The sequence below is a fragment of the Cognaticolwellia aestuarii genome (assembly GCF_002000025.1).
Classification (GTDB): domain Bacteria; phylum Pseudomonadota; class Gammaproteobacteria; order Enterobacterales; family Alteromonadaceae; genus Cognaticolwellia; species Cognaticolwellia aestuarii.
The window spans coordinates 102,336-126,540 of the sequence record NZ_MUZV01000003.1 but is presented as its reverse complement, the minus strand read 5'-3'; the positions used below and the strand labels follow the sequence as shown (position 1 = coordinate 126,540).

Annotated in this window: 24 protein-coding genes; 11 read left to right on the top strand and 13 right to left on the bottom strand. The window is 37.8% G+C overall.

Going from position 1 to position 24,205, the window contains the following annotated elements; genetic code table 11:
* Positions 1–88: 88 nt before the first annotated feature.
* Positions 89–829 (bottom strand): YciK family oxidoreductase, encoded by a 741-nt coding sequence (locus B0169_RS05700; RefSeq protein ID WP_077285007.1) that lies wholly within the window; start codon positions 827–829, stop codon positions 89–91.
* A 279-nt stretch (positions 830–1,108) separates the two neighbouring features.
* Here B0169_RS05700 and B0169_RS05695 point away from each other — a divergent pair, with 279 nt between their 5' ends.
* The 3 genes from B0169_RS05695 (at position 1,109) to tmpT (ending at position 5,549) form a co-directional block, all read left to right on the top strand.
* Positions 1,109–3,514, top strand: a complete 2,406-nt coding sequence (locus B0169_RS05695) for a VolA/Pla-1 family phospholipase (protein WP_077285006.1) — start codon at positions 1,109–1,111, stop codon at positions 3,512–3,514.
* Positions 3,515–3,814: 300 nt separating this feature from the next.
* A complete protein-coding gene (gene sohB / locus B0169_RS05690; RefSeq protein ID WP_077285005.1) occupies positions 3,815–4,864 on the top strand; it encodes a protease SohB in 1,050 nt (349 codons plus the stop codon).
* 31 nt (positions 4,865–4,895) lie between these two features.
* Complete coding sequence (gene tmpT / locus B0169_RS05685) at positions 4,896–5,549, top strand: thiopurine S-methyltransferase (protein ID WP_077285004.1); 654 nt, start codon at positions 4,896–4,898, stop codon at positions 5,547–5,549.
* A 111-nt stretch (positions 5,550–5,660) separates the two neighbouring features.
* Here tmpT and B0169_RS05680 read toward each other — a convergent pair whose 3' ends face one another.
* Complete coding sequence (locus B0169_RS05680; RefSeq protein WP_077285003.1) at positions 5,661–5,927, bottom strand: hypothetical protein; 267 nt, start codon at positions 5,925–5,927, stop codon at positions 5,661–5,663.
* Between the two features lie 282 nt (positions 5,928–6,209).
* On the opposite strand from B0169_RS05680, the gene B0169_RS05675 reads away from it, so the two are divergent.
* The 4 genes from B0169_RS05675 to rlmM are packed head-to-tail and all read left to right on the top strand — an operon-like array spanning position 6,210 to position 9,286.
* A complete protein-coding gene (locus B0169_RS05675; protein ID WP_077285002.1) occupies positions 6,210–7,127 on the top strand; it encodes a transcriptional regulator GcvA in 918 nt (305 codons plus the stop codon).
* Entirely contained in the window at positions 7,124–7,789 is a 666-nt protein-coding gene (locus B0169_RS05670) for an alpha/beta family hydrolase (protein ID WP_077285001.1), read from the top strand. Before B0169_RS05675 ends, B0169_RS05670 begins: the two co-directional genes overlap by 4 nt.
* Entirely contained in the window at positions 7,767–8,168 is a 402-nt protein-coding gene (locus B0169_RS05665; protein WP_077285000.1) for a DUF423 domain-containing protein, read from the top strand. The genes B0169_RS05670 and B0169_RS05665 overlap by 23 nt, the downstream gene beginning before the upstream one ends.
* 5 nt (positions 8,169–8,173) lie before the next feature.
* Positions 8,174–9,286: a 23S rRNA (cytidine(2498)-2'-O)-methyltransferase RlmM gene (gene rlmM, locus B0169_RS05660; protein ID WP_077284999.1), complete on the top strand. Its 1,113-nt coding sequence runs from the start codon at positions 8,174–8,176 to the stop codon at positions 9,284–9,286.
* Between the two features lie 118 nt (positions 9,287–9,404).
* On the opposite strand, the gene B0169_RS05655 is transcribed toward rlmM, so the two are convergent.
* The 6 genes from B0169_RS05655 to queF form a co-directional block, all read right to left on the bottom strand.
* Entirely contained in the window at positions 9,405–10,412 is a 1,008-nt protein-coding gene (locus B0169_RS05655; protein ID WP_077284998.1) for an isocitrate dehydrogenase, read from the bottom strand.
* Between the two features lie 283 nt (positions 10,413–10,695).
* Positions 10,696–11,073, bottom strand: coding sequence for a DUF3192 domain-containing protein (locus tag B0169_RS05650; RefSeq protein WP_077284997.1), 378 nt, complete (start codon positions 11,071–11,073; stop codon positions 10,696–10,698).
* A gap of 122 nt (positions 11,074–11,195) precedes the next feature.
* On the bottom strand, positions 11,196–12,017 hold the full coding sequence (gene xni, locus B0169_RS05645) for a flap endonuclease Xni (RefSeq protein WP_077284996.1): 822 nt from the start codon (positions 12,015–12,017) through the stop codon (positions 11,196–11,198).
* Between the two features lie 5 nt (positions 12,018–12,022).
* Positions 12,023–13,369, bottom strand: a complete 1,347-nt coding sequence (gene ppnN / locus B0169_RS05640) for a nucleotide 5'-monophosphate nucleosidase PpnN (RefSeq protein ID WP_077284995.1) — start codon at positions 13,367–13,369, stop codon at positions 12,023–12,025.
* A gap of 24 nt (positions 13,370–13,393) precedes the next feature.
* The gene (locus B0169_RS05635) at positions 13,394–15,028 is read right to left on the bottom strand and encodes a GGDEF domain-containing protein (RefSeq protein ID WP_077284994.1); all 1,635 of its coding nucleotides are present in this window, start codon (positions 15,026–15,028) and stop codon (positions 13,394–13,396) included.
* Positions 15,029–15,224: 196 nt separating this feature from the next.
* On the bottom strand, positions 15,225–16,076 hold the full coding sequence (gene queF / locus B0169_RS05630) for an NADPH-dependent 7-cyano-7-deazaguanine reductase QueF (RefSeq protein ID WP_077284993.1): 852 nt from the start codon (positions 16,074–16,076) through the stop codon (positions 15,225–15,227).
* Between the two features lie 74 nt (positions 16,077–16,150).
* Between queF and syd the strand changes: the two genes are divergently transcribed.
* Positions 16,151–16,732 (top strand): SecY-interacting protein, encoded by a 582-nt coding sequence (gene syd, locus B0169_RS05625; protein WP_077284992.1) that lies wholly within the window; start codon positions 16,151–16,153, stop codon positions 16,730–16,732.
* Between the two features lie 23 nt (positions 16,733–16,755).
* On the opposite strand, the gene B0169_RS05620 is transcribed toward syd, so the two are convergent.
* Complete coding sequence (locus tag B0169_RS05620) at positions 16,756–17,082, bottom strand: hypothetical protein (protein ID WP_077284991.1); 327 nt, start codon at positions 17,080–17,082, stop codon at positions 16,756–16,758.
* A 172-nt stretch (positions 17,083–17,254) separates the two neighbouring features.
* On the opposite strand from B0169_RS05620, the gene B0169_RS05615 reads away from it, so the two are divergent.
* Complete coding sequence (locus B0169_RS05615; protein ID WP_077284990.1) at positions 17,255–17,602, top strand: DUF3192 domain-containing protein; 348 nt, start codon at positions 17,255–17,257, stop codon at positions 17,600–17,602.
* 193 nt (positions 17,603–17,795) lie between these two features.
* On the opposite strand, the gene B0169_RS05610 is transcribed toward B0169_RS05615, so the two are convergent.
* The 4 genes from B0169_RS05610 to B0169_RS05595 all read right to left on the bottom strand — a co-directional run bounded on the left by B0169_RS05610 (position 17,796) and on the right by B0169_RS05595 (position 21,707).
* Entirely contained in the window at positions 17,796–19,100 is a 1,305-nt protein-coding gene (locus B0169_RS05610; RefSeq protein ID WP_077284989.1) for a DUF3300 domain-containing protein, read from the bottom strand.
* A 180-nt stretch (positions 19,101–19,280) separates the two neighbouring features.
* Entirely contained in the window at positions 19,281–20,597 is a 1,317-nt protein-coding gene (locus B0169_RS05605; protein ID WP_077285235.1) for an ATP-binding protein, read from the bottom strand.
* A 108-nt stretch (positions 20,598–20,705) separates the two neighbouring features.
* Positions 20,706–21,392, bottom strand: a complete 687-nt coding sequence (locus B0169_RS05600; RefSeq protein ID WP_077284988.1) for a response regulator transcription factor — start codon at positions 21,390–21,392, stop codon at positions 20,706–20,708.
* A 6-nt stretch (positions 21,393–21,398) separates the two neighbouring features.
* On the bottom strand, positions 21,399–21,707 hold the full coding sequence (locus B0169_RS05595) for a PepSY domain-containing protein (protein WP_235838484.1): 309 nt from the start codon (positions 21,705–21,707) through the stop codon (positions 21,399–21,401).
* 200 nt (positions 21,708–21,907) lie between these two features.
* Here B0169_RS05595 and B0169_RS05590 point away from each other — a divergent pair, with 200 nt between their 5' ends.
* Positions 21,908–22,717, top strand: coding sequence for a choice-of-anchor H family protein (locus B0169_RS05590; RefSeq protein ID WP_143323480.1), 810 nt, complete (start codon positions 21,908–21,910; stop codon positions 22,715–22,717).
* A gap of 181 nt (positions 22,718–22,898) precedes the next feature.
* Positions 22,899–23,549, top strand: a complete 651-nt coding sequence (locus B0169_RS05585; protein WP_077284986.1) for a GNAT family N-acetyltransferase — start codon at positions 22,899–22,901, stop codon at positions 23,547–23,549.
* Positions 23,550–24,205 lie beyond the last annotated feature (656 nt).

Sequence of the window (24,205 nt, the reverse complement as noted above, 5' to 3'; positions counted from 1 at the left end):
GTTTAGCAAATAAAAGATTAATAAAAAGGCCAACATCATGTTGGCCTTTTTTATCTGTTTAAAGCATGTGAAACTCAGTTTTATGCTATTAACCTTGTGCGTTTAGTCTTTGACCATTAACGGCTTTACTATCATCCGCCATGAGATATACATAAAGTGGCATAATATCAATAGGCGAAGCGATAGTTTCTTTATTCTCTGCAGGGTACGCACTTGAGCGCATATTCGTGTTGGTAGCGCCGGGGTTAATAGCGTTAGTTCTTAACGTACTGTTTTCATACTCATCGGCAATAACCTGCATCATGCCTTCAGTTGCAAATTTAGAGACACTGTAAGCTCCCCAATAAGCTTTACCTTTATTACCAACACCTGATGAAGTAAATACCAGTGATGCATTGTCAGCTTTTAAAAGAACAGGTATTAATGCTTGTGCTAGTAAAAACTGCGCATTAACATTGACTTGCATAACATCTTGCCAAATTTGCTCATGAATTTGATTAAAAGGGGTTAGTTCACCTAACATTGATGCATTAAGTAATGCACCATCTAATTGTCCAAACTGATTCGCTATTGTTGCGGCTAAGTCTATATAGTTTTGTTTTGTTGAGCCTTTTAGATCAAGGGGTACAATTGCGGGCTCTGGGTAGCCTTTTGCCAATATTTCATCATAAACGGCTTCAAGTTTCGCGACAGTTTTCCCTAATAAAATAACCGTAGCGCCTAATTCAGCATAGGTTAGTGCTGCTTGGCGACCAATGCCAGCACCTGCCCCGGTGATTAAAATGGTTTTATTGGCTAGAGTTTGTGGAGTAATTGAGTAGTCAAACATAGGATTAGTTACTAAAAAAATTTGTTAATAATTCTACTACTTTGTTCACTATATTGACGAGTGTTTTCGTCAGTAAACGCTATTTGCGGAGGAAAAACTACGAATAAATCAAAAAATCACTAGCACTTGATCTATTCTTGAGTTAAGTTTGACTGGTCTAACAAGTTGATGGTATTACTAGGATAGGTATGAAAATCAACAATAAGAACGAAAATAATAAATATATTCTTAAAAACGTAATTAGGTATATACATAAAGATTAGTCCGTGGGGAGATAAAATGAATAAGCTAGTACTCAGTCTCGCAATAGCCAGCTCTTTAGGTTTAAGTGCTTGTGGCGATGAAACAATCAAAGATGTTGAAAATGAAGTTGTTGAAAATGGCACTGCCGTAACAGCATCAGCTCGTGTTAAATTTGATCCAGCTGCTGGCGCTGCCGGACTTTCTATTCCGAACGATTTGATTTTCTCTGGTACCGTAGATGGTACATTAGAAATCCCTGTTGAGGACGCAACCGACGGCTCAGACCCTTTTGTTGCGATTAGCGCACTTGATGGATGGTCTATATCTCAACCTTTCCCGCTTGCCATAGAGTTTCCTGCTGGTACATCATTAGATGCGAGTAGTGCATCAGAGCCAGGCTCGGTTCGTGTGTTTGAAACTATTATGGGTGGCAATGCCGCCGATGCTGATTGTGCAACTGTTACTCGTGGTTTAGCTTGTAAAGTTGTCGGTGAACTAGTGTTTGGTGAACACTTTGTAACCCAAAAGTCGGGTGATAATGTTATGTTCGTGCCAATTCAGCCCCTAAAAGCTGAAACTACTTATGTCATGGTGATGACAAACAATCTTCGTGATAATAATGGTAAAGCTGTTGCGGGTTCTACAACTTATGAGTTGGCTCGACAAGATATCAATACCTTACCTTTGGGTAGTGAGTCTCAGTTAGTTTTACAAGGCGCAATTAATAGTTATGAGTCTGCTGTGGTTGCTGCTGGTGTTGAAAAGGATAGCATTATATATAGTGCTGCAATGACGACACAATCGACAACACGGGTATTAAGCACCGTTAAAGCGGTAATGGCTAAAGTTACGTTGCCGCAAATGGTGGCTAATGCTCAACAAGGTATTCCTGCCGTTGGTGTGGCTGATACAGGCCTTTCTGTAGCGACTGTTTTGGGTGATGCAATTCCAGCATCCTTAGTACCACTATACTCAGCAGCAAACTATATCCGAGGTTCAATTACTTTACCTTATTATTCTGGTGTACCGTCAGCTGAAAACGCCTTAGCACCAGTGAACGATTGGTGGCGTGCTCGTTGTGATTCAGGTGCTACGCTTGCTGGTTTAGCGGCGGCTAATCCCTCAGCGATACCTGCCGGACCATTAGATGCAAATGATGGCTTTTGTATGGAGTTTGGTTTACGTGATTTAAGTTCAGTAATGGCAATTGATACTGAGCGTAATTTAACTAAATTTAATCCTATTCCCGCTACTAGCGCAATGTTACCGATTGATGTACAAATGACCACACCTGATATAGCTGTAGCTAACCAGGTGCGTGCAAGCATGAGTTTACCTGCCCTTGAAGAACCAGCAAATGGTTGGCCTGTTGCGATATTAGTGCACGGCATTACTTCAACAAAAGAGCAAATGTTACCAATTACGGGTTTATTGTCATTGTATGGTATTGCTACCATCGCTATTGATCAACCATTGCATGGTAGCCGCGGCTTTGATCTTGACCCAACTAACCCTGGTGACGAGATAAACACCAGCACAGTTTCAACATTACATTATGTTAATCTAGGCAGTATGCTGACCATGCGCGATAATACACGCCAAAGTACTGCTGATTTATTGGGTTTACGCCTTGGCATGAACTTTTTAGGCAGTGCGGATAACAGTGTTAACATTGATACCAGTAAAGTCCACTTACTTGGGCATTCACTGGGCGGCATTTATGGCATGAATACTGTTGGTTTAGCTAACACGCCATTAGATCCTCAAGTTGATCCTCTGTTTAAAATTAGCAGTACGTCACTTGCTATGCCTGGTTTAATGCTCGCTAACTTTGGGTTAGATTCACCTGCGTTTGAAGGTTTAGCTAAGTCAAACTTAACCTTACAACTATCACCTGCGTTTAAAGCGGCTGCTGAAGAAGCGCTCCCTGATGACTATAGCCAAGACGAGTTGAGTGCCTTTTATTTTGCATTTTATGATGCGTTAGATGCAACAGATAAAGCAACTTTAGATGCTGGCTTTGCACAATTTACATTTGCAGCTCAAACGGTAACTGATTCTGGTGACCCTATTGCTTATGTACAAGCACTGGCAGCGACACAAACACCGACACATCTTATTGAAGTTGTTGGTAATGGTGTTGATAATCTTTCAGATCAAACCGTTACTAACACCGCGCCATTTACACCTATGGGTGGAACAGAGCCTGCTATTGCTTTCCTTGGATTACAAGGCGTAAGTGAAGATACAAATGGTTCTGGTGTGGTTAGGTTTGTTAATGGTCATCACAGTTCTATTCTTGACCCACGACCTAATGCTGCATCTCCGGACGCTGTCTTGAGTGCCCGTGCGACACAAGAAATGCAAACACAGGTGGCAACATTCTTTGCTTCGATGGGACAATTAATTAAAATTACTGACCCTGAAGTTGTTAAACAATAGTTAAATTAATTTTTGTTTTATAAAGCCCTCATATGAGGGCTTTTTTATATCTAATCAACAGGATTTAGCTTTGTATTATTTGACGCTAGCTATGGATAAAAGACATTATTGGTATTAAACCTCTATATATTGCAGCAATATCCCCAATTATTAATACTACTGAGTAACTTTTTTACATAATTGGCTATTGGCCCTTTTTTTATAAACTATATCCCCCATATTGTTAGATATCATAATTTTAGAAATTAAAGCGCAACAGTAAAGCTAACGTGAGTTAGTTTGTCAGTTAGGAGAGACACATTGGAATTTTTGTACGAATATGGCTTGTTTTTAGCTAAAACCATTACCTTTGTCATTGCAGTAATTGCCATTATTATTGCTATCGCGTCATCAGCGATGAAACAAGGCGGGAAAAAGGGTGAGTTAGAAATAACTGATTTATCTGAGCAATATAATGAAGTTGAAGAAGATATTACTCATCACTTACTTTCAAAAGAAGAGTTTAAAGAAAAAGAAAAACAAGATAAAAAAGCAGCTAAAGAGCAAGCTAAACTTGATAAAAAAGCGAATAAGACGGGTGAAGAAAAGCCAGAGTCGTTACCACGTCTATTTGTTGTTGATTTTAATGGCAGTATTGATGCCAAAGAAGTTAGCTCTTTACGTGAAGAAATCAGTGCTATCTTAACGGTAGCAAAACCAACTGATGAAGTGTTTGTGCGTTTAGAAAGTGGTGGCGGTATGGTACATGGTTACGGTTTAGCCTCGTCGCAACTTGATCGCATTCGCCAACATAATATTCCATTAACCGCTTCTGTTGATAAAGTTGCCGCGAGTGGTGGCTACATGATGGCCTGTGTGGCGAATAAAATAGTATCAGCACCGTTTGCCATTATTGGCTCGATTGGTGTTATTGCCCAAGTACCAAATTTTAATAAACTATTAAAGAAAAATGATGTTGATTTTGAGCAGTTCACTGCTGGTGAATTCAAGCGAACGGTGACTATGTTTGGCGAAAACACCGATAAAGGTCGTGAAAAGTTTGTTGAAGAGCTGGAGGAGACCCATATTTTATTCAAAAACTTTGTCAGTGAGCACCGACCAAGTCTTGATATTGCAAAGGTGGCTACGGGAGAGCATTGGTTTGGGACGCAAGCAAAAGATTTAGGTCTTGTAGATGAATTACAAACCAGTGATGATTATCTGCAAGCTCGTGCAAAATCTCATAAATTAGTGCAAATTAAATATGCAACTAAAAAAGGTTTGGCTGAGAAGTTTTCAAAAGCAGCGTCCTTGTCGTTTGACGCAATAATAAGTAAGGTTTGGCAAAATAATCGTATCTTCCCAGGTTAATGAGAAGTAAGACAAGGTTTGAGTGAACTAAATGGAAAGTAGCTTTTGGCATAACTGTTGGCAGCGCAATATGCTTGGTTTCCACCAACATAAAGTGCATCCGCTATTATCTCAATATTTCACTAACTTGATCTTAGCTTCTGATCAGCATGTATTTGTGCCATTATGCGGTAAAACGCAAGATATGGCTTATTTAGCGCAGTATATGCGAGTTACTGGGAGTGAATTAAGCGATATCGCTTGTCGGAATTTTTTTATTGAGCACGGTATCGAATGTCAACTGCAAAGCTTAGGTGAGTTTGTACAATACACCGCTGAACAGTTGACACTATGGCAAGGGGATTTCTTTAAGCTTTGTGCAGATACCATAGGTAAAGTTGATTGGATTTATGATCGTGCTGCATTAATAGCGCTGCCTTCGGCAATGCAAGCGCAATATGCCAATCATTTACAAAGTTTTTTCTCCTCAAACACCCGATTATTTTTAGTTACCGTAGAGTTTCCTAGCGAGCAATTACCGGGGCCACCATTCTCACTTAATAGCGTTGATGTTAAACGTTTGTTCCCTGGTTTTAGTGTTGATTGCCTTGCTAGCCACGAACTTGATGATAAACGTTTTGCTCAGCGTAGGTTTGAGGTCGACTACTTACGTGAGAAGCTCTATATTATCAAAAAGCACGATTAGTGTCAGAAGCTTTATTGGTAGCGTTATTGGCTTATCAGACAACAAAAAAGGTGCTAAATAGCACCTTTTTTGTCAGTATTAATTCTAGAGAAATTAAAACTTGAGTATTACCTATTCAGCAAGCGATAGCGCTTTATTGCTGTTTTCACGACCTTTTTTATTTTGGCCACGATTCATTGCTACTTGAGCTTGCGCTGTTTTTTCGATAGGGTTAAACGCTATCGTGTTAAACTTAATTGATTGAGCTATGTTTAACTTAGCCACTTCAACGAGTTCATCTGTATTGATTGCATGTGCTTTTACTAGTTCTGTTGCATGGCTGTTGTGTGTAACAAAAGCGAGAATAGCAATAGCTGATATTTTTAAAATGTTGTTCATAAGTCACCTGTAATAAAACGTCAATAGTCCTTATAGATGTTTTGGGACTCTTTCTTTTTACATACAAACAAGGGTTGGGAGCCTGTTTGATTCTGCCCGAATATCTCGGGATAAAGATGAAGTCCTTCATCTATGGCGAGCATATTACGGTAATGCTGGTAACTTTTAAAATGACAAATTATAATGTTATTCATTAGAATAACTAATCCGACATGGTTATGTAGAAAATGTGATGATTTATGCATTAATATATATTTACATAACTAAAGGTACAGGTGTAAATTGGCCAATAGACTCCCACCACTAAACGCACTCAGGGCATTTGAAGCTTCGGCAAGGCAACTAAGTTTTACCCGAGCAGCAGAAGAATTATTCGTCACTCAAGCGGCAATCAGTCATCAAATAAAAGCGTTGGAAGATAATTTAGGCATAAAATTATTTATGCGTAAAAACCGTGCGTTATTATTAACAGAAGAAGGGCAGTCTTACTATCTCGACATTAAAGATATTTTTAATGCCTTGCATGATGCCACAGAGAGGTTACTCGCCCGCGGTGAGAAAGGGGCAATTACTGTCAGTATGCAGCCCAGTTTTGCCATACAATGGCTAGTACCTAGGTTGAATACCTTTAACTTACTGCATCCTGATATTGATGTACGAATTAAAGCGGTTGATCAGCCAGAAAACTCACTTACTGAAGATGTTGATCTAGCCATATATTATGGTCGAGGTCGTTGGCGCGGCATTCATGCTGAACAATTGCATACCGAGTATTTAATTCCAGTTTGTTCGCCACTGTTATTGTCTGGCAAAAAACCACTTAATGAAATTGCTGATTTAGCACAACATACTTTGTTGCATGATACCTCGCGCAGGGACTGGAAACGTTGGTTTAAGCATGTTGATGTCAGAGGAGGGAATGTCAATCATGGGCCTATATTTAGTCATTCTGCTATGGTCTTGCAAGCGGCTATTCATGGACAAGGGGTAGCGCTTGCGCATAGCGTACTCGCTAAACCAGATATTGATAGTGGCCGATTAGTTTGTCCTTTTAAAGAGGTACTGGTCAGTAAAAACTCTTATTATATTGTTTGTCGTGAGCAGCAGCTTGAAATTGGTAAAATAACGGCATTTAGGGAGTGGGTATTACAAACGGTTGCTGATGAACAAGTTATTATCGACGAAGAGAAAATAGTATGACCCTAAAAGAAATTCCGCTTAGTAGTGTGCTAAATGAGGCTGAGAATGCGAAGGCACTGATTGTTTTTGCGCATGGTGCGGGGGCTGACATGTCAAGCGCTTACCTTGAGACGCTCGTTGACATGATGAATAGCAAGCAATTAAGCGTTTTACGCTTTAATTTTCCTTATATGGATAAACGGAAACTTGATGGGAAAAGGCGCCCGCCAGATAGAATGCCTGTTTTAGTTGCATGTTATCGCTCAGTTTTAGCCGCTCTTGATACCCAATTACCTATATTTATTGCTGGTAAGTCTATGGGCGGACGAGTGGCGGCAACGCTAGCAACCGATGAATGCTTAATGAAAATGCTGAATGTATCTGGCGTTATTTGTTTAGGGTATCCATTTCATCCAATTAAAAAACCAGAAAAACTACGCTTAGAGCCTCTGCAAGAAGCAAAGTTGCCTGTACTTATTTTACAAGGACAAAGGGATGCTCTGGGGAGTGAGTTAGAAATTAACAACTATCAAATATCAGCACATTGTCAGCTGCATTATTTTGCTGACGGTGATCATGATTTAAAGCCAAGAGTTAAATCTGGTTATAACTTACGCCAGCATCAAAGTTTGGCGATTGATAAAATAAGGAACTTTGTCGATGAAATACACAACTGTTGCTAAACTACTGGTGATATTTGTTGGTATCAGTGGTTGTTTTTCTGTATTATTCGGCGCTTGGTTAGCTCATGGTGGTCAATCACTACCATTAGCGTCACAAGAACGACTAATGACAGCATTAACCTATCAATTTTTTCACACTTTGATGTTAATGCTAACCGTTATCTTATATAAACTTCACGCGAAACCAATGATTTTAGCCGGCGGTGTTTTATTTATGCTTGGCATCCTATGCTTTAGTGGCAGTTTATATATTAAAACGCTATTCGACGTGTTGAGTATTGGAAAGCTGGCGCCATTTGGCGGCCTGTCATTTGCACTTGCATGGCTATTGGTCGGATTTTCAGGTACTAAAATGTTTGATCATAAGTTAGGTAAATAATCGAAATGACTGCAATAGTTTTATATTGTCGCCCCGGATTTGAAAAAGAATGTGGCGCAGAAATTCAAGAAAAAGCTTCATGGAATGAAGTGTATGGCTATCTTCAGCTGAGTAAGAACCAAGGCGTGGTTTATTTTCATTTAAACAAGCCAGAAGAAGGCGAGATGCTAATGGAAAAAGTGCCATTAAATCGCCTTATTTTTGCTCGTCAATGGTTTGTTACGGTTACTGATAAAATAGATCTACCCGATTACAACCGTGTTGAAACAATTTGTGAAGCTCTAGGTACTGAGTGGCAATATGCTGACTTACGCATGGAAACGCCTGATACAAATGATGGTAAAGAGTTATCGAAGTTTTGTCGAAAGCTTGCTGTCCCTTTACGCCAAGCATTACGCAAAGAAAAAGTATTAACTGAAAAGGGCAATAAAGACGGTGCTGTTTTACATGCTTTGTTCTTATCAGGGAAAGAAGTGATTTTTGGCTTTTCATTAGCGCGTAATACCTCACCTCATGTGATGGGTATTCCGCGTTTAAAATTCCCTAATGCTGCACCTAGTCGTTCAACATTGAAATTAGATGAGGCTTTTTTGTATTTCATTCCAAAAGATGAATGGGATTCACGTTTAACATCGGGCATGAATGCCGTTGATTTAGGTGCAGCTCCAGGTGGGTGGACATATCAATTAGTGCGTCGTGGCATGATGGTAACTTCAATCGATAATGGCCCCATGGCTGAGTCTTTGATGGATACAGGCCAAGTTAAGCATCGCACGATGGATGGCTTTAAATATGTGCCACAAAAACAGAATGTTTATTGGTTAGTGTGTGACATGATTGAAAAACCGCAGCGAGTAGCAAAATTAATGAGTGACTGGCTATTAAAAGGCCAGTGTAAAGAAGCAATGTTTAATTTAAAGCTCCCCATGAAAGGTCGCTATCAACAAGTCAGTGATGATTTACAAAGTATTAAAGATGCTTTTTCCAAGCATAATGTTAAGTATGAGCTATATGCTAAGCACTTATACTATGACCGTGAAGAAATCACTGTGCATGCTAGATTACTTTCGCCTGCTCCGTTAGATATCTATGCGGGCTCAAACTCAATAACCTACTAAAACGCGTTAAGTGTAGCACATAGGTTAGTGCATTATTTATGCTTGCAGTTTCACTGCATTGAGAATTCAGATATAAAAAAACCAAGCGTAATCGCTTGGTTTTTTCATTTAAAGGCTATTATAAACGCTCTAACACCGCTTGTGTGAAGTCTGTTGTACCGTGCGTACCACCGAGATCACGGGTAGTACGATCGCCAGATTCGATAACATCAGTAATCGCACGACGAATGTTATCAGCTTTATCAGCCATGCCTAAATATTCTAGCATTTGAATAGCTGCTAAAATAACTGACGTTGGATTCGCTAAATTCTTACCGGCAATATCAGGCGCACTGCCATGAACAGCTTCAAATATTGCGCAACCATTACCGATGTTTGCGCCAGGAGCCATACCTAAGCCGCCAACTAAACCAGCACATAAATCTGACAATATATCACCAAAAAGGTTTGTGGTAACAATGACATCGAATTGCTCAGGGTTCATTACTAATTGCATGCAACAGTTGTCTACGATCATTTCCGTTGATTCAATTTGTGGATAACGGGCAGCTACTTCACGTGCTACCTTTAGAAATAGTCCTGATGTTGACTTAAGAATATTAGCTTTATGAACGGCTGTTACTTTTTTACGGCCTTCTTTAATCGCTGTTTCGTATGCAAAGGTTACAATGCGCTCAGCGCCTTCACGAGTTACTAAGCTCATGGCTTCAGCATGTGTACCATCTGCTGACAGAGTTTGACCTAGGCCAGAATACATACCTTCAGTGTTCTCACGAATGGTGATGATATCTATATTCTCATAACGCGCTTTAGTCCCTTTAAATGACAATACAGGACGAACATTGGCATATAATTGAAATTGTTTACGCAAAGTCACATTAATTGAGGTAAAACCTTCGCCTACAGGTGTAGTTAATGGCCCTTTCAAGGTGATTTTATTCTTTTGAATTAATGCTAATGTTGACTCTGGTACTAAGTCACCATGGTTTTCTAATGCGGTTAAGCCTGCATCAGCGTATTCATAATCAAAATCACATCCGGCTTTATCTAGCACTTTGATTGTTGCGTCTATAATGTCTGGCCCTATGCCGTCACCGGGGATCACTGTTATGGTTTGTTTAGCCATTGTTTAATTACCTTTTGAGTATTGCTTTTCTTAAATAGCGGGATCGAGATTATTGGTTGAATATACAGCAATGAGCGATAGTTACACTTGATCTAACACTGATATTATTGATTCAACTCAGTTAATGGTCGCAATTATAGCAACTAATCGGAGCTGTTAGTAAATTTTAACGTTAAACTTTAGTCTTATGGTTAATCTTTGAGCGCAATAACGTTTCTACGGTACTATAAAGGGTTAAATAAGGCACAGTATTAGCGATAATCGTCTTGATTTGTCAGCTGTTTTATAATGCAGTGAATTGTTGATAGGCTGTTTGACCAATAGCAGTAAGTATGCCATTGGTAAAGAGTAGCGCGGTACATTCATCTTGCGTTGTTATACCGTCAGACTTTACATGCTGAGTGCGGTAAAAGCTGACTTGATAGCTGGTTTCATTAACTATTTTGGCTTCAGTAATATCAGGACTGCCGAGTTGTTCAATCGCACTGTTAAAATTAAAGTTCTTTAGCTGTAGCTTAGCAATGAATTGACGGTTGTAAGCTTCACGATCTTCCCATTGCATTTTGGCTGGACTGTCATCGTAAAAATTGACAACTAAAGCGACAAATACACCGTATGCGGCCAAGGCGATTAGTATTCTGATGATGACTTTTTTATTCACGTTTATTCCTTGAGCCTTTCTTTAACCGGTGATTTTAATTGATATTATACAAAGCGAACATATCAAACTGTATTGGTTGATATGGCGCAAATATGTCATAAGGTTGTGATGTTACCAGATTGTTAAGTGCTGGCAAGTGGATTTTCATAAGGTAACCTTATGTCTTTTAAGTTGAAACCTAACGGGATATCAATTTTTAAAGTTAAGAGCTTTCGGCTTAGACTTATCTGTTCACTGTGTTTAGCGAGTTTTTCACTGACACTGCGCTTTAAATCTTTTGCACTAAGGATACTTTTAATTGAACCGTATTGGTTAAGCAATTGTGATGCTGTAACTTGCCCAATACCCGCTACACCAGGAATTTTATTGGTAGTGTCACCCGTTAGGGTCCATAAATCCATTAACTTATCAGGTTTAACACTGAACTTATTGATTACGTAGTCTTGATCTAAGTGGCGGCGATTAAAGTAGTCATAGACCTGTATATTAGGGCTGAGAAGTGATAAAAAGCACTTGTCTGTCGAAACAATAGTGACGTTTTGACCACGTAATGCAACCTTAACAGCTAAGGTTGCAATAAGATCATCGGCTTCGTCTGCTTCTGACACTAATGAGTCAACATGCTGTGCCATAAACCTATCTTGAATATCCGCCAATTTGTCTGCTAAATGCTCGGGCATCTTTTTACGACCTTTTTTATAATCAGGATAAATATCGTAGCGCCAACAAGGTGATTGAGAGTCAAAAACAGCAAGTGCATGGCTAGGTTGTAATTGCTCAATCATTTTTTGTAAAGCTTGTTCACAAGCTTTGGCCGTATTTGATAACACTTGTTGTTTAGTGTTATCAGCCAATTCATTATTTAAAAGAAATGGTCGTTCTTGTACGGCATAAATTCTTCTTATCAAATTTAATGCATCAACCAATATCAAATGAACCCTCATATAATTTAACCTTCAATGACCTGATAACAAGGGACATATGCACTGCCTGGAAGTTTCATTCTTTGCTGTTTAACGAAAGAATTTAACAGGGTGTCCATTAAGGCCATCATTGCACTGTCACCACTAATGATAAAGGGACCATGCTCTCGAATTGATTTTATACCGCTTGCTTTGACATTACCGGCAACGATACCAGAAAATGCTCGACGTAAGTTTGCCGCTAATGAAGCAATCCCTTGGTTATGATGTAAGTCAAGCGATGCCATATTGCTATGGTTTGGTTCAAAAGGTTGCTGAAATTCAGGCTCAATGACCAATGACCAGTTAAAGTGGTATGAATCGCCTGTTAATTTTCTATGTGCAACAACTTCTTCTGTTGTTGATATTAACGTTTTGGCTACTTGTTCAGCATCATCAACAATGATCTTATAAAGTTTTTGGGCTTGGGGACCTAGGGTGGCAGCAATAAAGTTATCTATCTGCTGAAAATATTCAGCGCTTTCACTTGGTCCGGTTAATATTATGGGTAGTTTTTGAGATTGATTTTTTTCATGCAGCATGATACCCAAAATATAAAGCAACTCTTCGGCGGTCCCTGCACCACCAGGAAATATAATAATGCCATGTGACATACGAACAAAAGCTTCTAAACGCTTTTCAATGTCTGGCATGATAACTAGCTCGTTAACAATTGGGTTAGGTGGCTCTGCGGCAATGATACTTGGCTCTGTTAACCCTAAATAACGCCCACTAGTATTTCGTTGTTTGGCATGGCCAAAAGTAGCCCCTTTCATGGGGCCTTTCATTGCGCCAGGTCCACAGCCAGTGCAAATATTAAATCCACGAAGTCCTAAATGATAGCCTACCTCTTTGGTGTATTTATATTCGGTACAGTTAATTGAATGCCCACCCCAACAAGTGATCAGGTTTGGCGCACTATCAGGAATGATCGCATTCGCGTTACGGAGCATATCAAAGGTAATGTTAGTAGCGCTTTCGGCTTCTTTAGTATTGGTATTATAACGATCACCAATAAACAAAATATCACGTAGAACGGCCGAAAGGTGTTCCTGAATACCTCTGATGATTACGCCATCAACAAAAGCATGCTCAGGTGGATTATCTAGTGCAAGTTTTACACCGCGTTCTCGTCGTAAAACTTTAATTTTAAAGTCAGTATATTGCTGATAAATATCTTCGGCATTGTCAGTATGACTACCAGCATTCAACACAGCTAATGAGCAATTACGATAAAGATTATAGAGTTCACTACTTGCGGAGTGCTGTAAGTCATCAACTTCAGCTTGAGACAACAAATTCATTTTGCCGACTGGATTAATTTGGGTATGCATAACTCTACTTCCTCGATCTTATTTTTATCCGTAGATAACTTTGTTCTTACCGGTTTTTTTAGCTTGATATAATGCAGCGTCTGCACGTTCAAATGCGGAATGAACATTGTCGTTTTGTTCGATCAAAGTTACACCAATTGAAAGGGTGATACTTACTCGGTCGTTTTTAAAAGTGAAAGGGAGGCTAGCAACTTTTTTGCGTAATATGTTGAGTTTCTTGATTACTGCTTCTTTGTCAACATGACTAAAAATAAGCACAAACTCTTCACCACCGTATCGACCGATAAAAACATCATCATCGATGACTTTTTTCAATGTGTTAGCGATAACTTGTAAGGTTTTATCACCTGCAATGTGGCCGTAGGTGTCATTGATTCGTTTAAAGTCATCTAAATCGATAACGGTTATTGCCAGATCAAATTTATTTTGTTGGTAGCGGAGTATTTGTTTCTCAAAGTGCTCATCAAATGCAGCCCGGTTACCTAATTTAGTCAAAGCGTCTTGCAAACTTTTGGCTTGCTCTTCCTTTATGCGTTTTTCAAAGGTTTTACTTTGTTGCTCTAATTGTTGCACCTGCGCGGACATATTAGTGAGTTTATCATGTAAGGCTATGCGTTGTTGTTGTTCTAATTGGGTTTTATTTTTGAGTGTTTGAACGATTTGTTCTAGCTTTTTACTGACATCTTGTTTCATATCAGATAACGATCCTGAGTTGTTTATTTTGATACTCATGTCGTCAATTTTATCTTTTAGTTCTTGATTGAACTTATCATTTTTAGCATTTGATTCAGTAGTACTGGTAATCGTTGCATAGACAGTTGCTTGCACAGAGGCTAATGACTCGCTTAAGGTTGATAAAAATACTTTAGCGGTCGTTCGCTCCTGCTTTAAATCTTCAATAATAAGATCAAATACATTAAGGCAATTTGTCATTAAAATATGATTTGAGATATTGCCTTTCAAACTAGATTTTATCTCATTGAGGTTGGCTTTATGCTTAGGAGAAATGACTAGGTTATTTAAAATAGTATTAAAGCGTCCAAGTAATTCTTTTGGTGCGAATTGCTCTTGCAACGAGTTGTTTTGTTCTGTGTTTTTAAATTCAACTTTGTTGATTTTTTCTGTGGATATCGTTTGAGTTGTATCAAGCGAATTAATTTTATTTAGTTTGATGTTCTCAGGCACTAAACTGCCGTAAAAAGCGATAAATTCAGACATAAGTGGGACAAACTGTATCAGTGATGCTTGATCTTGCTGAATTTTGTCTATTAATGCTTTTAAGTGCCTGCGGCTATTGGCCGGTAAGTTTTTAACTTTTTGTACAGCGCTACCTGAGGTTTGTAATGTTTCTTGTAATTGTTTGACGTTTTTATCATTTTGCAATGCGTGTTGTTGTAGCAGTGCGGATATCGTTGTAATTTCTTTTTCTAAATCAGCAAAGCTAGTGGCCTTTTTCAGCGTCAGGCGTAATTTTGCTAATTTATTATCAAGCAGGATATCTGTACCTTTACAAGCTTGCGATAACTTGGCAATAAAGCCAGTTAATAATGCTGACTGCGCAGAAAATTCAAGTTCTAAGGCGCTACGAGCGTTAATGGCGGTATCAAGCCGTGATTTTAAATGCTTGATGGTTTTTTCCGCGACAGAATTTTCACTCATAAAAAATTTCCCTAAAAAAATATAGGCTAGCCGATGTTAAAAGGCGTGTTACTGATAACGCTAAAAGATAACGTTTACATTAAGGTCAAAGCTATATCATCAGTATATGCTAATAATAGCCATATACTAAAGATAAAAAGTGACTATAAGTTTGTATTCATTACTTAATTGCTGAAAAAACAGTCACTACTTTAATTTACTGCCTTATTGTTCTCAGCTTAGGTGCTGTTTTGTGAGATGTTGAGCGAAACGGGTTAATATCTAAGCCACCTCGGCGAGTGTATCTGGCGAAAACTGATAAATTCTCAACTTCACAAAAGTGTTTGATATCACAAAAAATTCGTTCCACACACTGTTCATGAAATTCATTATGTTGGCGAAAAGAAATTAAATATTTTAATAACGTTTCATGACAAATTTGTTTGCCGCTATAACTGATATAAATACTTGCCCAATCTGGTTGGTTAGTTATTAAACAGTTTGATTTCAATAGATGGCAAACTAAATACTCTTCAACTTGGCTTTCTTGGGCATGGTTTGCTGTTGCCAATATTTCTGGCATTAGCTGATATTGATTAACTTCAATATCAAGGTCATCTATACATATCGCATTATCTCCAGGCAAAGACAGCGCAGGACAGTTATCGACTGGAAATAATTTGACTTTTGCAGTAGCGCCAGCAGTAGCTGATAAATCAGCGGTTAAGTGCGACTCAACCTGTTGCCAAGAGGAGAATTTTGTTTGATTAAAACTATTTAAATAGAGTTTAAATGATTTTGACTCAACGATATTAGCACTAGTACATGGAAAGCTAAATTCAGCAACAGCAACAACAGGTTTACCTTTATTGTTTAACCACGAAAGCTCATAGCCGTACCAAACGTCTTCACCTAAAAAAGGCAGTTGTTCTGCTTTTAACCCTAAGCTATCTCTATTTAAGCTTCTTGGTACCGCTTGTAATAATTCTGGGTTATATTGGCTACAATAGTCTGTTGTTTTTCCAAGAACTAAGTTGCTTAACTCTTTTGCGTTTGTATAAGTGCTCATTTTTGAGTGATTTCTTCTCTGGTTGTCACAATATCGATAGTTATTTGTTTTATTTTATAGGATTTTTTGCTTAGATGAAAATATCAAATTTTGCCCTCGACGAACTCATATGGCGCTTTTCTCAAGATTATGTCCAGGATTATCAACACAGGTTTCAACATTTACCCATTACTGAGCAATCTGAAGATTGGCCATCTCCTTGTGAGCAAGGTGTACACCAAGATGTTTTTTCTTTATGGCAGCCGCTAAAAATAGTTGAAGCATTAACCTTTGATAATGTTGAAGCCGCGTTAGACATTAAACTACATGATGATATCAAAGCGTATTTTACGACTATTTATTGTGATAGTTTGGATGCTAGCTGTGTTGAAGGTGATCTATCATTGTTGTTTGCTTGGAATCAAAAAGACTTCGAACGGCTTCAGGAAAATATCATCGGGCATATTTTGATGAAAACAAAATTAAAGCAAAATTTAACCGTATTTTTTGCTATGACGGATGATGACGATCACATCATTTCGCTCAATAATGAAACGGGTGCCGTTTGGGTGGAAAAAGTCGGTTGTGAACCACATAAAAAGTTAGCCGAATCACTTGCTGAGTTCATTGAACAACTGACGCCACGGATACCGCCAAAAGCGTTAGAAACTAATTAATGCTCATGGTTGCGGTGACAATATTATTTAGTACTTTGTTGACGCTGTAATAGCTGATTGAGCTGTTGCTTTAGTTGTTCAATTTCATCTTGCAGTGGCAGTATGGCTTGATTAATTAATAATTTGATTGTTTCGTTTTCTGGCGTTTGTTTTGTTGATGCAGCAAGCGCTTTATCTTGCTGTTTAGACTGGATGAATGTTGGTTCATGTTGCCAGTGCTTTAATACAGCAATAATTTGCGGTAATGGTGTTGTTTGGCTTAGTTGGCTTTTAATTAATGCGACAGTGGGTGTTTTACCTTCATTGGCAAGTTTATTAGCGATGATGGAAATTTCATCAGATATAGTCATAAAGCATAACTCGAATGTGAAAGAAGTAATATTTTAGCGAAAAAGACTATCCAAGTCTTGAGTTATTTTTGTTTTATTTTTTATTGTTCAAATTAATCAATGATTTACGATGTTGGTTTGACATTTGCTAATAGTAAGGTGAAATAATTACTTTTTAGTGAGAGCAAAAAAAATGAAAAAATCATTATTAGCATTAATTCTTGTTGCACCGTTAACGTTAGGCTTAACTGGTTGTGTTATTGCTGTAGGCGGTGAAGATGGTCATTCTATTTCGGGCAGCTTTGAAGATAGAGAGTACGAAAATAGAAAGAAGATTTCTCGTATTGCATTAAATACAGCTTTTGCTGATGTTACTCGTGAAATGGGGGTTGCCGACTTTAATGAAACTTATTTAGATAATGGTAAAACTGTTAATGTTGTTTATTACCGTACACATCGCTTACATAAAGATGGTTTAACAACCAAAGATGAGTGTACAAAACTTGTTTTTGTTGATAGTAAACTTACGGCAATAGAATAGCATTATACAAATGTGTGTTGCTTGATATTGGGCAGTGGCTAGCAATAGTCTGATCAATTTAACTACATTAAATAAGTAAACAGAAAAGGCAATATTTTTAAATGATATTGCCTTTTTTTGCGCCGTTAAATTATCGTGTTATCACTTTGTGTAAATGTTATGTATTGAGCAAATAAAGATAAATAATTCACACTTAGTTTTGTCGTTTTACGCTACGTTGTTGCGACTTATTGCTCTGAGCCCTCGTAATATGTTTAACTTTGTGACTATCACGATGACGTGCTACTTTTGTACTTGACGTTTTACGAGTGTTTTTCTCACTTATTTTCCGGTAATTTTTTTTATCTGTGTATTTAGTCTGGTTATGCTTGTGGTTATATTGCACAGGCATAGCCTTTACTGTTTTGGTTTCTCGTGTTGCAGTTTTAACCTGCGTATTTTTTCTTATTGGATGGCTATCAATTTTTACCGCACGATTAACTTTTAACTTTTGCTGAAAGCTCCGATGTTTAGAATTGCTGATGTTTTTTGTGTATTGATGTTTATTAACAATATGCTTTTGTTTTGAGCGCAGCGTTTTATGTTTTTGTACACTTGGTACGTGGCTGCGATATTTTTTCTGTATATTAGAGGTGCGATACGCTACACCCTTTCTATGGCGAGGGTTATGCTGCCAACGCTTAGTTTGATAACTTGTTGAAACCTTTCTCTTACTATGATGTTTATAATAACGAGACTTGTGATGATGTACGACAACATGACGATTGCTCCAATGTACGGCACCAAAAAATAATCCAACGCTGAGGTGTACAGGGTTATGCCAATAATAAGGACCGTGATGCGAAGTATAGTATTGAGGTTGATGCCAAAAAACAGGTGGATAATGTGACCAGCGCCAGTGCCCGTATACTACTCGTGTATCATAGTAAGGCACATAAATAATATCACGCTGCCTCGGTTCGATGATAATTGTTTGCGTTTCACGCACTACCTTGACGTTATTCATGTTTTCAAGATTGCCAGCTTGATCTGCTTGTTGACGTAAGGCCTGTACACTAGCAAGCACTAAAGCTTCATCTTGTAAGAATGCATCACCCAAATTGCGCATCCAGTGTAAATCTTCGCTCAGCTTTTTTAGAATGTTAGGAAAGGGCAGTATTGCTTTAATGCTCGCATCCCAATCTTGAGCTTCTGCTGCATCGGCAAGTGCTTCTGAGCTTAGTTGTTTATTTTTGGTTAACCAGCGTTCTGCGTCAACCACTTCAATAGGGTAGGTGGTCGCAATTAGAATATGAGTGAGCAGAGCATCAGGATATAAAGCTATTGGTGCTAACATTTGTGCTAATTCAGCTTTGCTAAAAACGTTACTATTGTCAGTTTGCTCAGCTGAGGTAGTGTTATCATTACTGATAGCAAGCACAGGTGTTGAATAAAGCAATGCACTTGATAGTGAGAAAGCTAAAACGCCTAATGAACGTCTGAAGTTAAATTTTTGCATATTATCATTCCTTAATGCGGGGTGCTTAAAATGCCATCTATGCCCGAGCAGGGTAATATAAATACTACTCAAGTGACTTTTTAAATTCTGTTGGCAATAATACGCTTTGTAAACTGAACGTTTGCTGAACACTTAATATTCAGCAAAATAATTTATAGTTGAGAAAATTAGTTGAGAAAATTATTTAGGGAAATCGAGAGTGAATTTGGCCCCAGCCAGTTGCTGTGATGACTCAATCCGAATACTGCCTTGATAGCTATTGACTAAATCACGAACGATGGCTAAGCCAATGCCGTGACCATGTTGATATGTGTCAGCTCGAGTACCTCGCTGTAAAATATTGTCCCGCATTTCAGGGTCTATGCCTGCGCCGTCATCTTGAACGATTATTGTCACTCCTTGGTTGTTATTACTGATATCAAGCTGAATATTTTTATTTGCGGCTTTGCAGGCGTTATCTAACAAATTACCTAATATTTCTAATAAATCAGCTTCGTCACCTTTAAAACTGCACTCATCACTTATGTTGACTGTAAATAACAAGTTTTTGTTTTGATATATTTTTTTCAGACTATCAATCAATTTCTTAGTTGTAGGAGCAACCGCGGTACCTAAATACCATGAAGATTGTCCGGCACTCTGTGCTTTGCCAAGTTGATACTCAATAATTGTTTTAAGAATGGTTATTTGTTCTTGGGTTAATGCTGATAAATGTTCTTGAGTTTGCATAACCGCTAATGGTGTTTTTAAACTATGCGCTAAGTCAGATAAAGCATTACGATAGCGTTGACGTTGTTTTTGCTCTGCGCTCAATAATAAATTTAATTGTTCTGTAACTTGGCTTAATTCAGTTGGATAGTCGCCCGTAAGGCGATCACTGTTACCTCGTTCTACCTGGCTGAGTTCAGTTTGTAATGTCTGTAAGGGTTTTAAAGTCCATAAAGACCAGAGGTATTGGATCATGAGCAGCACCAACATTAAACCAACTAACCCCAGCAGCAGCTGGCGGTGAAATTCTGTCATCATATTGGTTAAATTGTCTTGCTGTTTAATAATATGCAAGGTCATAGGAAAAGGTTTGTTTTCACTACCGTAACTGACACTTAGACTATAAACAAAATGCGCTTTTTGTGCTATTTCAGCTTGATAGAACACACTACTACCCAAGATTGGCTGCTGAAAGTTATCTGCTTGCCAAGGCGATAACAGTGATTGCGAGCTCCAAAGTTTTTCGGAGTTTATCGTGTTATTATCGCCAGAATGACGACTTGTATTTATTTTACTGGAGCTAAGTACTGCATATAAACCCGATTGACTAACATTGAATTGAGTTTCTAATAATTGCTCAGGCATTATCAGTTTGTTATTTTCGACTTCAATAATCGCTAAAATTGAGTATGAATATGCTGAAAGTTCATTTTCAAGGCTAGCAACCATGTGTTTTTCATAAGCATTACTGATAATGATACCGACGATAGGTAGCAAGATGAAAATCATTAGCAGGGCACTAAACAGAACTCTCGTTTTTAACGAGTTTAAGGCTCCTTTTAATGAAACTTTAATTTTTTTTAACAACTGAACTACCTTCAAGGCGATGGAAAATGGTTAAAACGATGCTGATGTTAAATCTTTTAATAAATACCCTTGGCCACGTAAGGTTTCAATAAATTGATATTGATTCTCAGGATCAAGTTTTTTACGTAGTCGGCGAATAAAAACCTCAATGACATTAGAGTCTAAATCAAAGTCTTGATCATAAATATGCTCAGTTAGTTGTGATTTAGACTTTACTTCACCTAAATGATGCATTAAATACTCAAACAATTTGTACTCATAGCTGCTCAGTGAAACAATTTGCTGATTAACACTCACCTGCATACTTGCCGTATTAATTGAAAAAGGACCATTTTCAATCAATGGGCTTGCTTGCCCGGCGCTACGGCGAATTAAGGCATTCAATCGAGCTATTAACTCTTCAGTATGAAAGGGTTTAGTTAAATAGTCATCGGCGCCTGCGTCTAAGCCCGAAACCTTATCTTGCCAGCTACCTCGAGCGGTCAAAATTAATATTGGAAAAGTGAAGTTTTGCTCGCGTAATGATTTTACAACACTGATACCATCAAGCTTTGGCAAACCTAAATCAATAATCGCGGCATCATAAGGAAATTCTTGACCTTGAAATAAACCTGACTCGCCATCACTTGCCACATCAACGCTGTATTTAGCACTGTTCAACTGTTCTTTAACATGCTTTTGTAAGTTTTGGTCGTCTTCTATAAGCAATATACGCATTAATTATTATCCTGATATACGGCCGGATTTGGCGTCAACATGAACAGAAATTACATGACCATTGTCTTTTAGTAACTTCACTCGGTAACCTGGATTACTTTTTGCGCCACTGTTGCTTACTTTTAGTACCTTACCACCAAATTTGTTTTTTACTAAACGAGCGGCTTGTTGAGCACTCAGTGATTTAGTGTTGCTTGCTTGATTATATTTGGTTTTTACAATCATTATGCTGTTAATCGCAGGATCAAGTGCAGCAAACACAGGTGCTGCTATTAATGAGGATATTACGCTTAGAATAAATAATTGCTTTTTCATTGTGACACCTAACGAACACGACATAATTAAACAGTTTAAAAGAATGAGTAATGTAATCCAAGTGGGGTTGAGTGTAAAAGATTTAAACTGAATGCTTTATGAACATCAGCACTTTAACTATGACTATAAAATTGTTCAGTTTCGGTTCAGTATTATTAAGGTTAAATAAACGTCATATTTTATATGGAGGTTGTTTATTTATGTCTAAAACAAAAAGTTTAATTTATTTAATGTTGCTTGGGATGCTGTTAAGTCCAATTTCTTTCGCACAAAATCTTGCCATAAACAATAGTAATAGTTACTCCATAGGAGGGCTTAAAAGTAATTTATCTGTTAATGAGTTGAAGAAGGTAGCATCGATAGAACGGACTAAATCTATGAGTGAAAAAATGTCACTGCAAGGTATGGATCGCCAGGAGGTTAAAAAACATCGTCAGCTTGAAACAAAGCAGCGGCCGACAACGTTATTGTCGAAAAATGGTATAGAGGCGAGCAAAACGTCACATCATGGCTTTTCAATTTATTCTGCTTATAGTCAACTTATCTCAGATATTGATGAAGATGGTTATTACCAAACGTTTAGTGTCAGTTTCGATGCCGATATATCATCACCCGTTGCTCATGAGCAAGCGCTTGTATATGCAGATTTATACTTAAGTCACAATGGTGGTCCTTGGGTTTTATACTTTTCTACTGATAGCTTTTTTATTACAGGCGAAGATACACAAGATGAATTTGAGGTGGTTACTCAATTGGATTCGGGGTATTTAACTGCACATTATGATGTATTAATTGATTTGTATGAGGTTGGTTATAGTGATGTGGTAGCAACCTATAGCGCCAATGATAGCAATACACTTTATGCCTTACCATTAGAAAGCGCTGACTATGACCCTGAATATATCGAAGTGGTGCACTACGATGACCATGGCGGGAGTAGCAGTTGGTTATTAATCATTGGCTTATTGCTATTATATATTCGCCGAAATTACGTTAATAGTTACATTTGAAAATACTAGCTAAATTTTGGTAAGTTACGCTATTTAACGGCAAAAAGCTGAACAATTAACGAAAGTAGCGTAACTTTGCATTTATAGAAAACAATAACATTTGACCTGATTTCTACTATCCTGATATGGTGAACAAATAAAAACAAAAAAAAATTTGTCTTACTTAAATGAGGAATTCTAGATGTCATCAGCTGTCATAGATAAAGCCAACGTTGATATAAAAGCCGCTTACCTTTCGGCTGAAGATTTGAAATTAGCCGCCTCTTTACTATATCAAGCGTATCATGACGATCCTGTTTTTCTTGAAATATTCTCTGCTGATAAAGTTGATTATGAACAACGTTTACGTGCATCTATTCGCGAAGAGCTTAATGCTTTCTGGCAGGCGAAACAACCAATGATCGGCCTGTATTTAGGGGAAACTATGGTTGGTGCCGCTTGTTTAAATAATCCAGAAGATGGTGTCTCATCTGAACGTTTTTGGCATTGGCGTTTAAAAATGTTACTTGGGGCGGGATATTTTGGTACCAAACAAATGATTGAAAAAGAAAAAATTGTTTTAGATGCCGTGCCATTGAAAAAATTTCATATGCTGTCTTTTATTGCCATTCACCCACTACATCAACACCATGGGTTTGGTCATTATCTTATGGCAGCTGTAAACACTATCTTAGCTGAACATAAAGAAAGTGAAGGTGTTGCTGTCTATGCAACCAGCAAAAAATATAAAGCATTTTTTAAAGATGTAAACTATCAATTTATTAAAGAGGTTACCGTTGGCAATGTTTCGGGTTCGTTAATGGTTTATTATCGAGATAAAACAGCTCATTAATTGTTTATAAATACAATATTACTTTCTTCACCTTATGATGAACATGATACAAAGCGAATACCATCCTGTTCATCGGTTAATTTACCTGTCAAATTGTTCACCTGTTTCTTGAAAATCAACTAGGTAGGTCATACTTTTTGTAGCTCTTTAGTCTGTGGATCTTCATTAATAATGAGGATTCACGTTTCAGATTTTATGACTGTAGCTAGATTGGGATAAATCAGCTGAAACCTTTACGTCAAAAGTGGCAAGAAAACGATAAAAACGTCACAAAAAATAAGAAAATTTAAAAACCTCCTAAGTTATGTACTCAATGATCACTTATATTTGAGCTGACCTTATTGGATTATTGACGAGTAACAAAAATAACTTCAGGTGTAATGTAAATGTTAAATTTTTTCATCGTGTGACGCACTGCTCATTTTTTATGACATCTCCACAAATCTTGGATAATCTATTAAGCTAAATATGCCAACTCAATGTGCGACATATCTTACATTGCTGTGAGACATAGTGTTTTTAATGTGGATTAAATTCCACGCGATAGAGCCTAAGTTATTGTTTTATAATACCTTCACTTTACCTTTGCTTTGTTAAAATAATGTTACTGTTATTTATTTAAAATCACTAGCTTTTAAATATCAGTGCTTCGGTTA

Bases quoted from the DNA above. Each gene is read 5' to 3' on its own strand.
- B0169_RS05700 (WP_077285007.1), bottom strand. From the start codon at position 829: ATGTTTGACTACTCAATTACTCCACAAACTCTAGCCAATAAAACCATT.
- B0169_RS05695 (WP_077285006.1), top strand. From the start codon at position 1,109: ATGAATAAGCTAGTACTCAGTCTCGCAATAGCCAGCTCTTTAGGTTTA.
- tmpT (WP_077285004.1), top strand. From the start codon at position 4,896: ATGGAAAGTAGCTTTTGGCATAACTGTTGGCAGCGCAATATGCTTGGT.
- B0169_RS05680 (WP_077285003.1), bottom strand. From the start codon at position 5,927: ATGAACAACATTTTAAAAATATCAGCTATTGCTATTCTCGCTTTTGTT.
- B0169_RS05670 (WP_077285001.1), top strand. From the start codon at position 7,124: ATGACCCTAAAAGAAATTCCGCTTAGTAGTGTGCTAAATGAGGCTGAG.
- B0169_RS05665 (WP_077285000.1), top strand. From the start codon at position 7,767: ATGAAATACACAACTGTTGCTAAACTACTGGTGATATTTGTTGGTATC.
- rlmM (WP_077284999.1), top strand. From the start codon at position 8,174: ATGACTGCAATAGTTTTATATTGTCGCCCCGGATTTGAAAAAGAATGT.
- B0169_RS05655 (WP_077284998.1), bottom strand. From the start codon at position 10,412: ATGGCTAAACAAACCATAACAGTGATCCCCGGTGACGGCATAGGGCCA.
- xni (WP_077284996.1), bottom strand. From the start codon at position 12,017: ATGAGGGTTCATTTGATATTGGTTGATGCATTAAATTTGATAAGAAGA.
- ppnN (WP_077284995.1), bottom strand. From the start codon at position 13,369: ATGCATACCCAAATTAATCCAGTCGGCAAAATGAATTTGTTGTCTCAA.
- B0169_RS05635 (WP_077284994.1), bottom strand. From the start codon at position 15,028: ATGAGTGAAAATTCTGTCGCGGAAAAAACCATCAAGCATTTAAAATCA.
- queF (WP_077284993.1), bottom strand. From the start codon at position 16,076: ATGAGCACTTATACAAACGCAAAAGAGTTAAGCAACTTAGTTCTTGGA.
- syd (WP_077284992.1), top strand. From the start codon at position 16,151: ATGAAAATATCAAATTTTGCCCTCGACGAACTCATATGGCGCTTTTCT.
- B0169_RS05620 (WP_077284991.1), bottom strand. From the start codon at position 17,082: ATGACTATATCTGATGAAATTTCCATCATCGCTAATAAACTTGCCAAT.
- B0169_RS05615 (WP_077284990.1), top strand. From the start codon at position 17,255: ATGAAAAAATCATTATTAGCATTAATTCTTGTTGCACCGTTAACGTTA.
- B0169_RS05610 (WP_077284989.1), bottom strand. From the start codon at position 19,100: ATGCAAAAATTTAACTTCAGACGTTCATTAGGCGTTTTAGCTTTCTCA.
- B0169_RS05605 (WP_077285235.1), bottom strand. From the start codon at position 20,597: ATGATTTTCATCTTGCTACCTATCGTCGGTATCATTATCAGTAATGCT.
- B0169_RS05600 (WP_077284988.1), bottom strand. From the start codon at position 21,392: ATGCGTATATTGCTTATAGAAGACGACCAAAACTTACAAAAGCATGTT.
- B0169_RS05595 (WP_235838484.1), bottom strand. From the start codon at position 21,707: ATGAAAAAGCAATTATTTATTCTAAGCGTAATATCCTCATTAATAGCA.
- B0169_RS05590 (WP_143323480.1), top strand. From the start codon at position 21,908: ATGTCTAAAACAAAAAGTTTAATTTATTTAATGTTGCTTGGGATGCTG.
- B0169_RS05585 (WP_077284986.1), top strand. From the start codon at position 22,899: ATGTCATCAGCTGTCATAGATAAAGCCAACGTTGATATAAAAGCCGCT.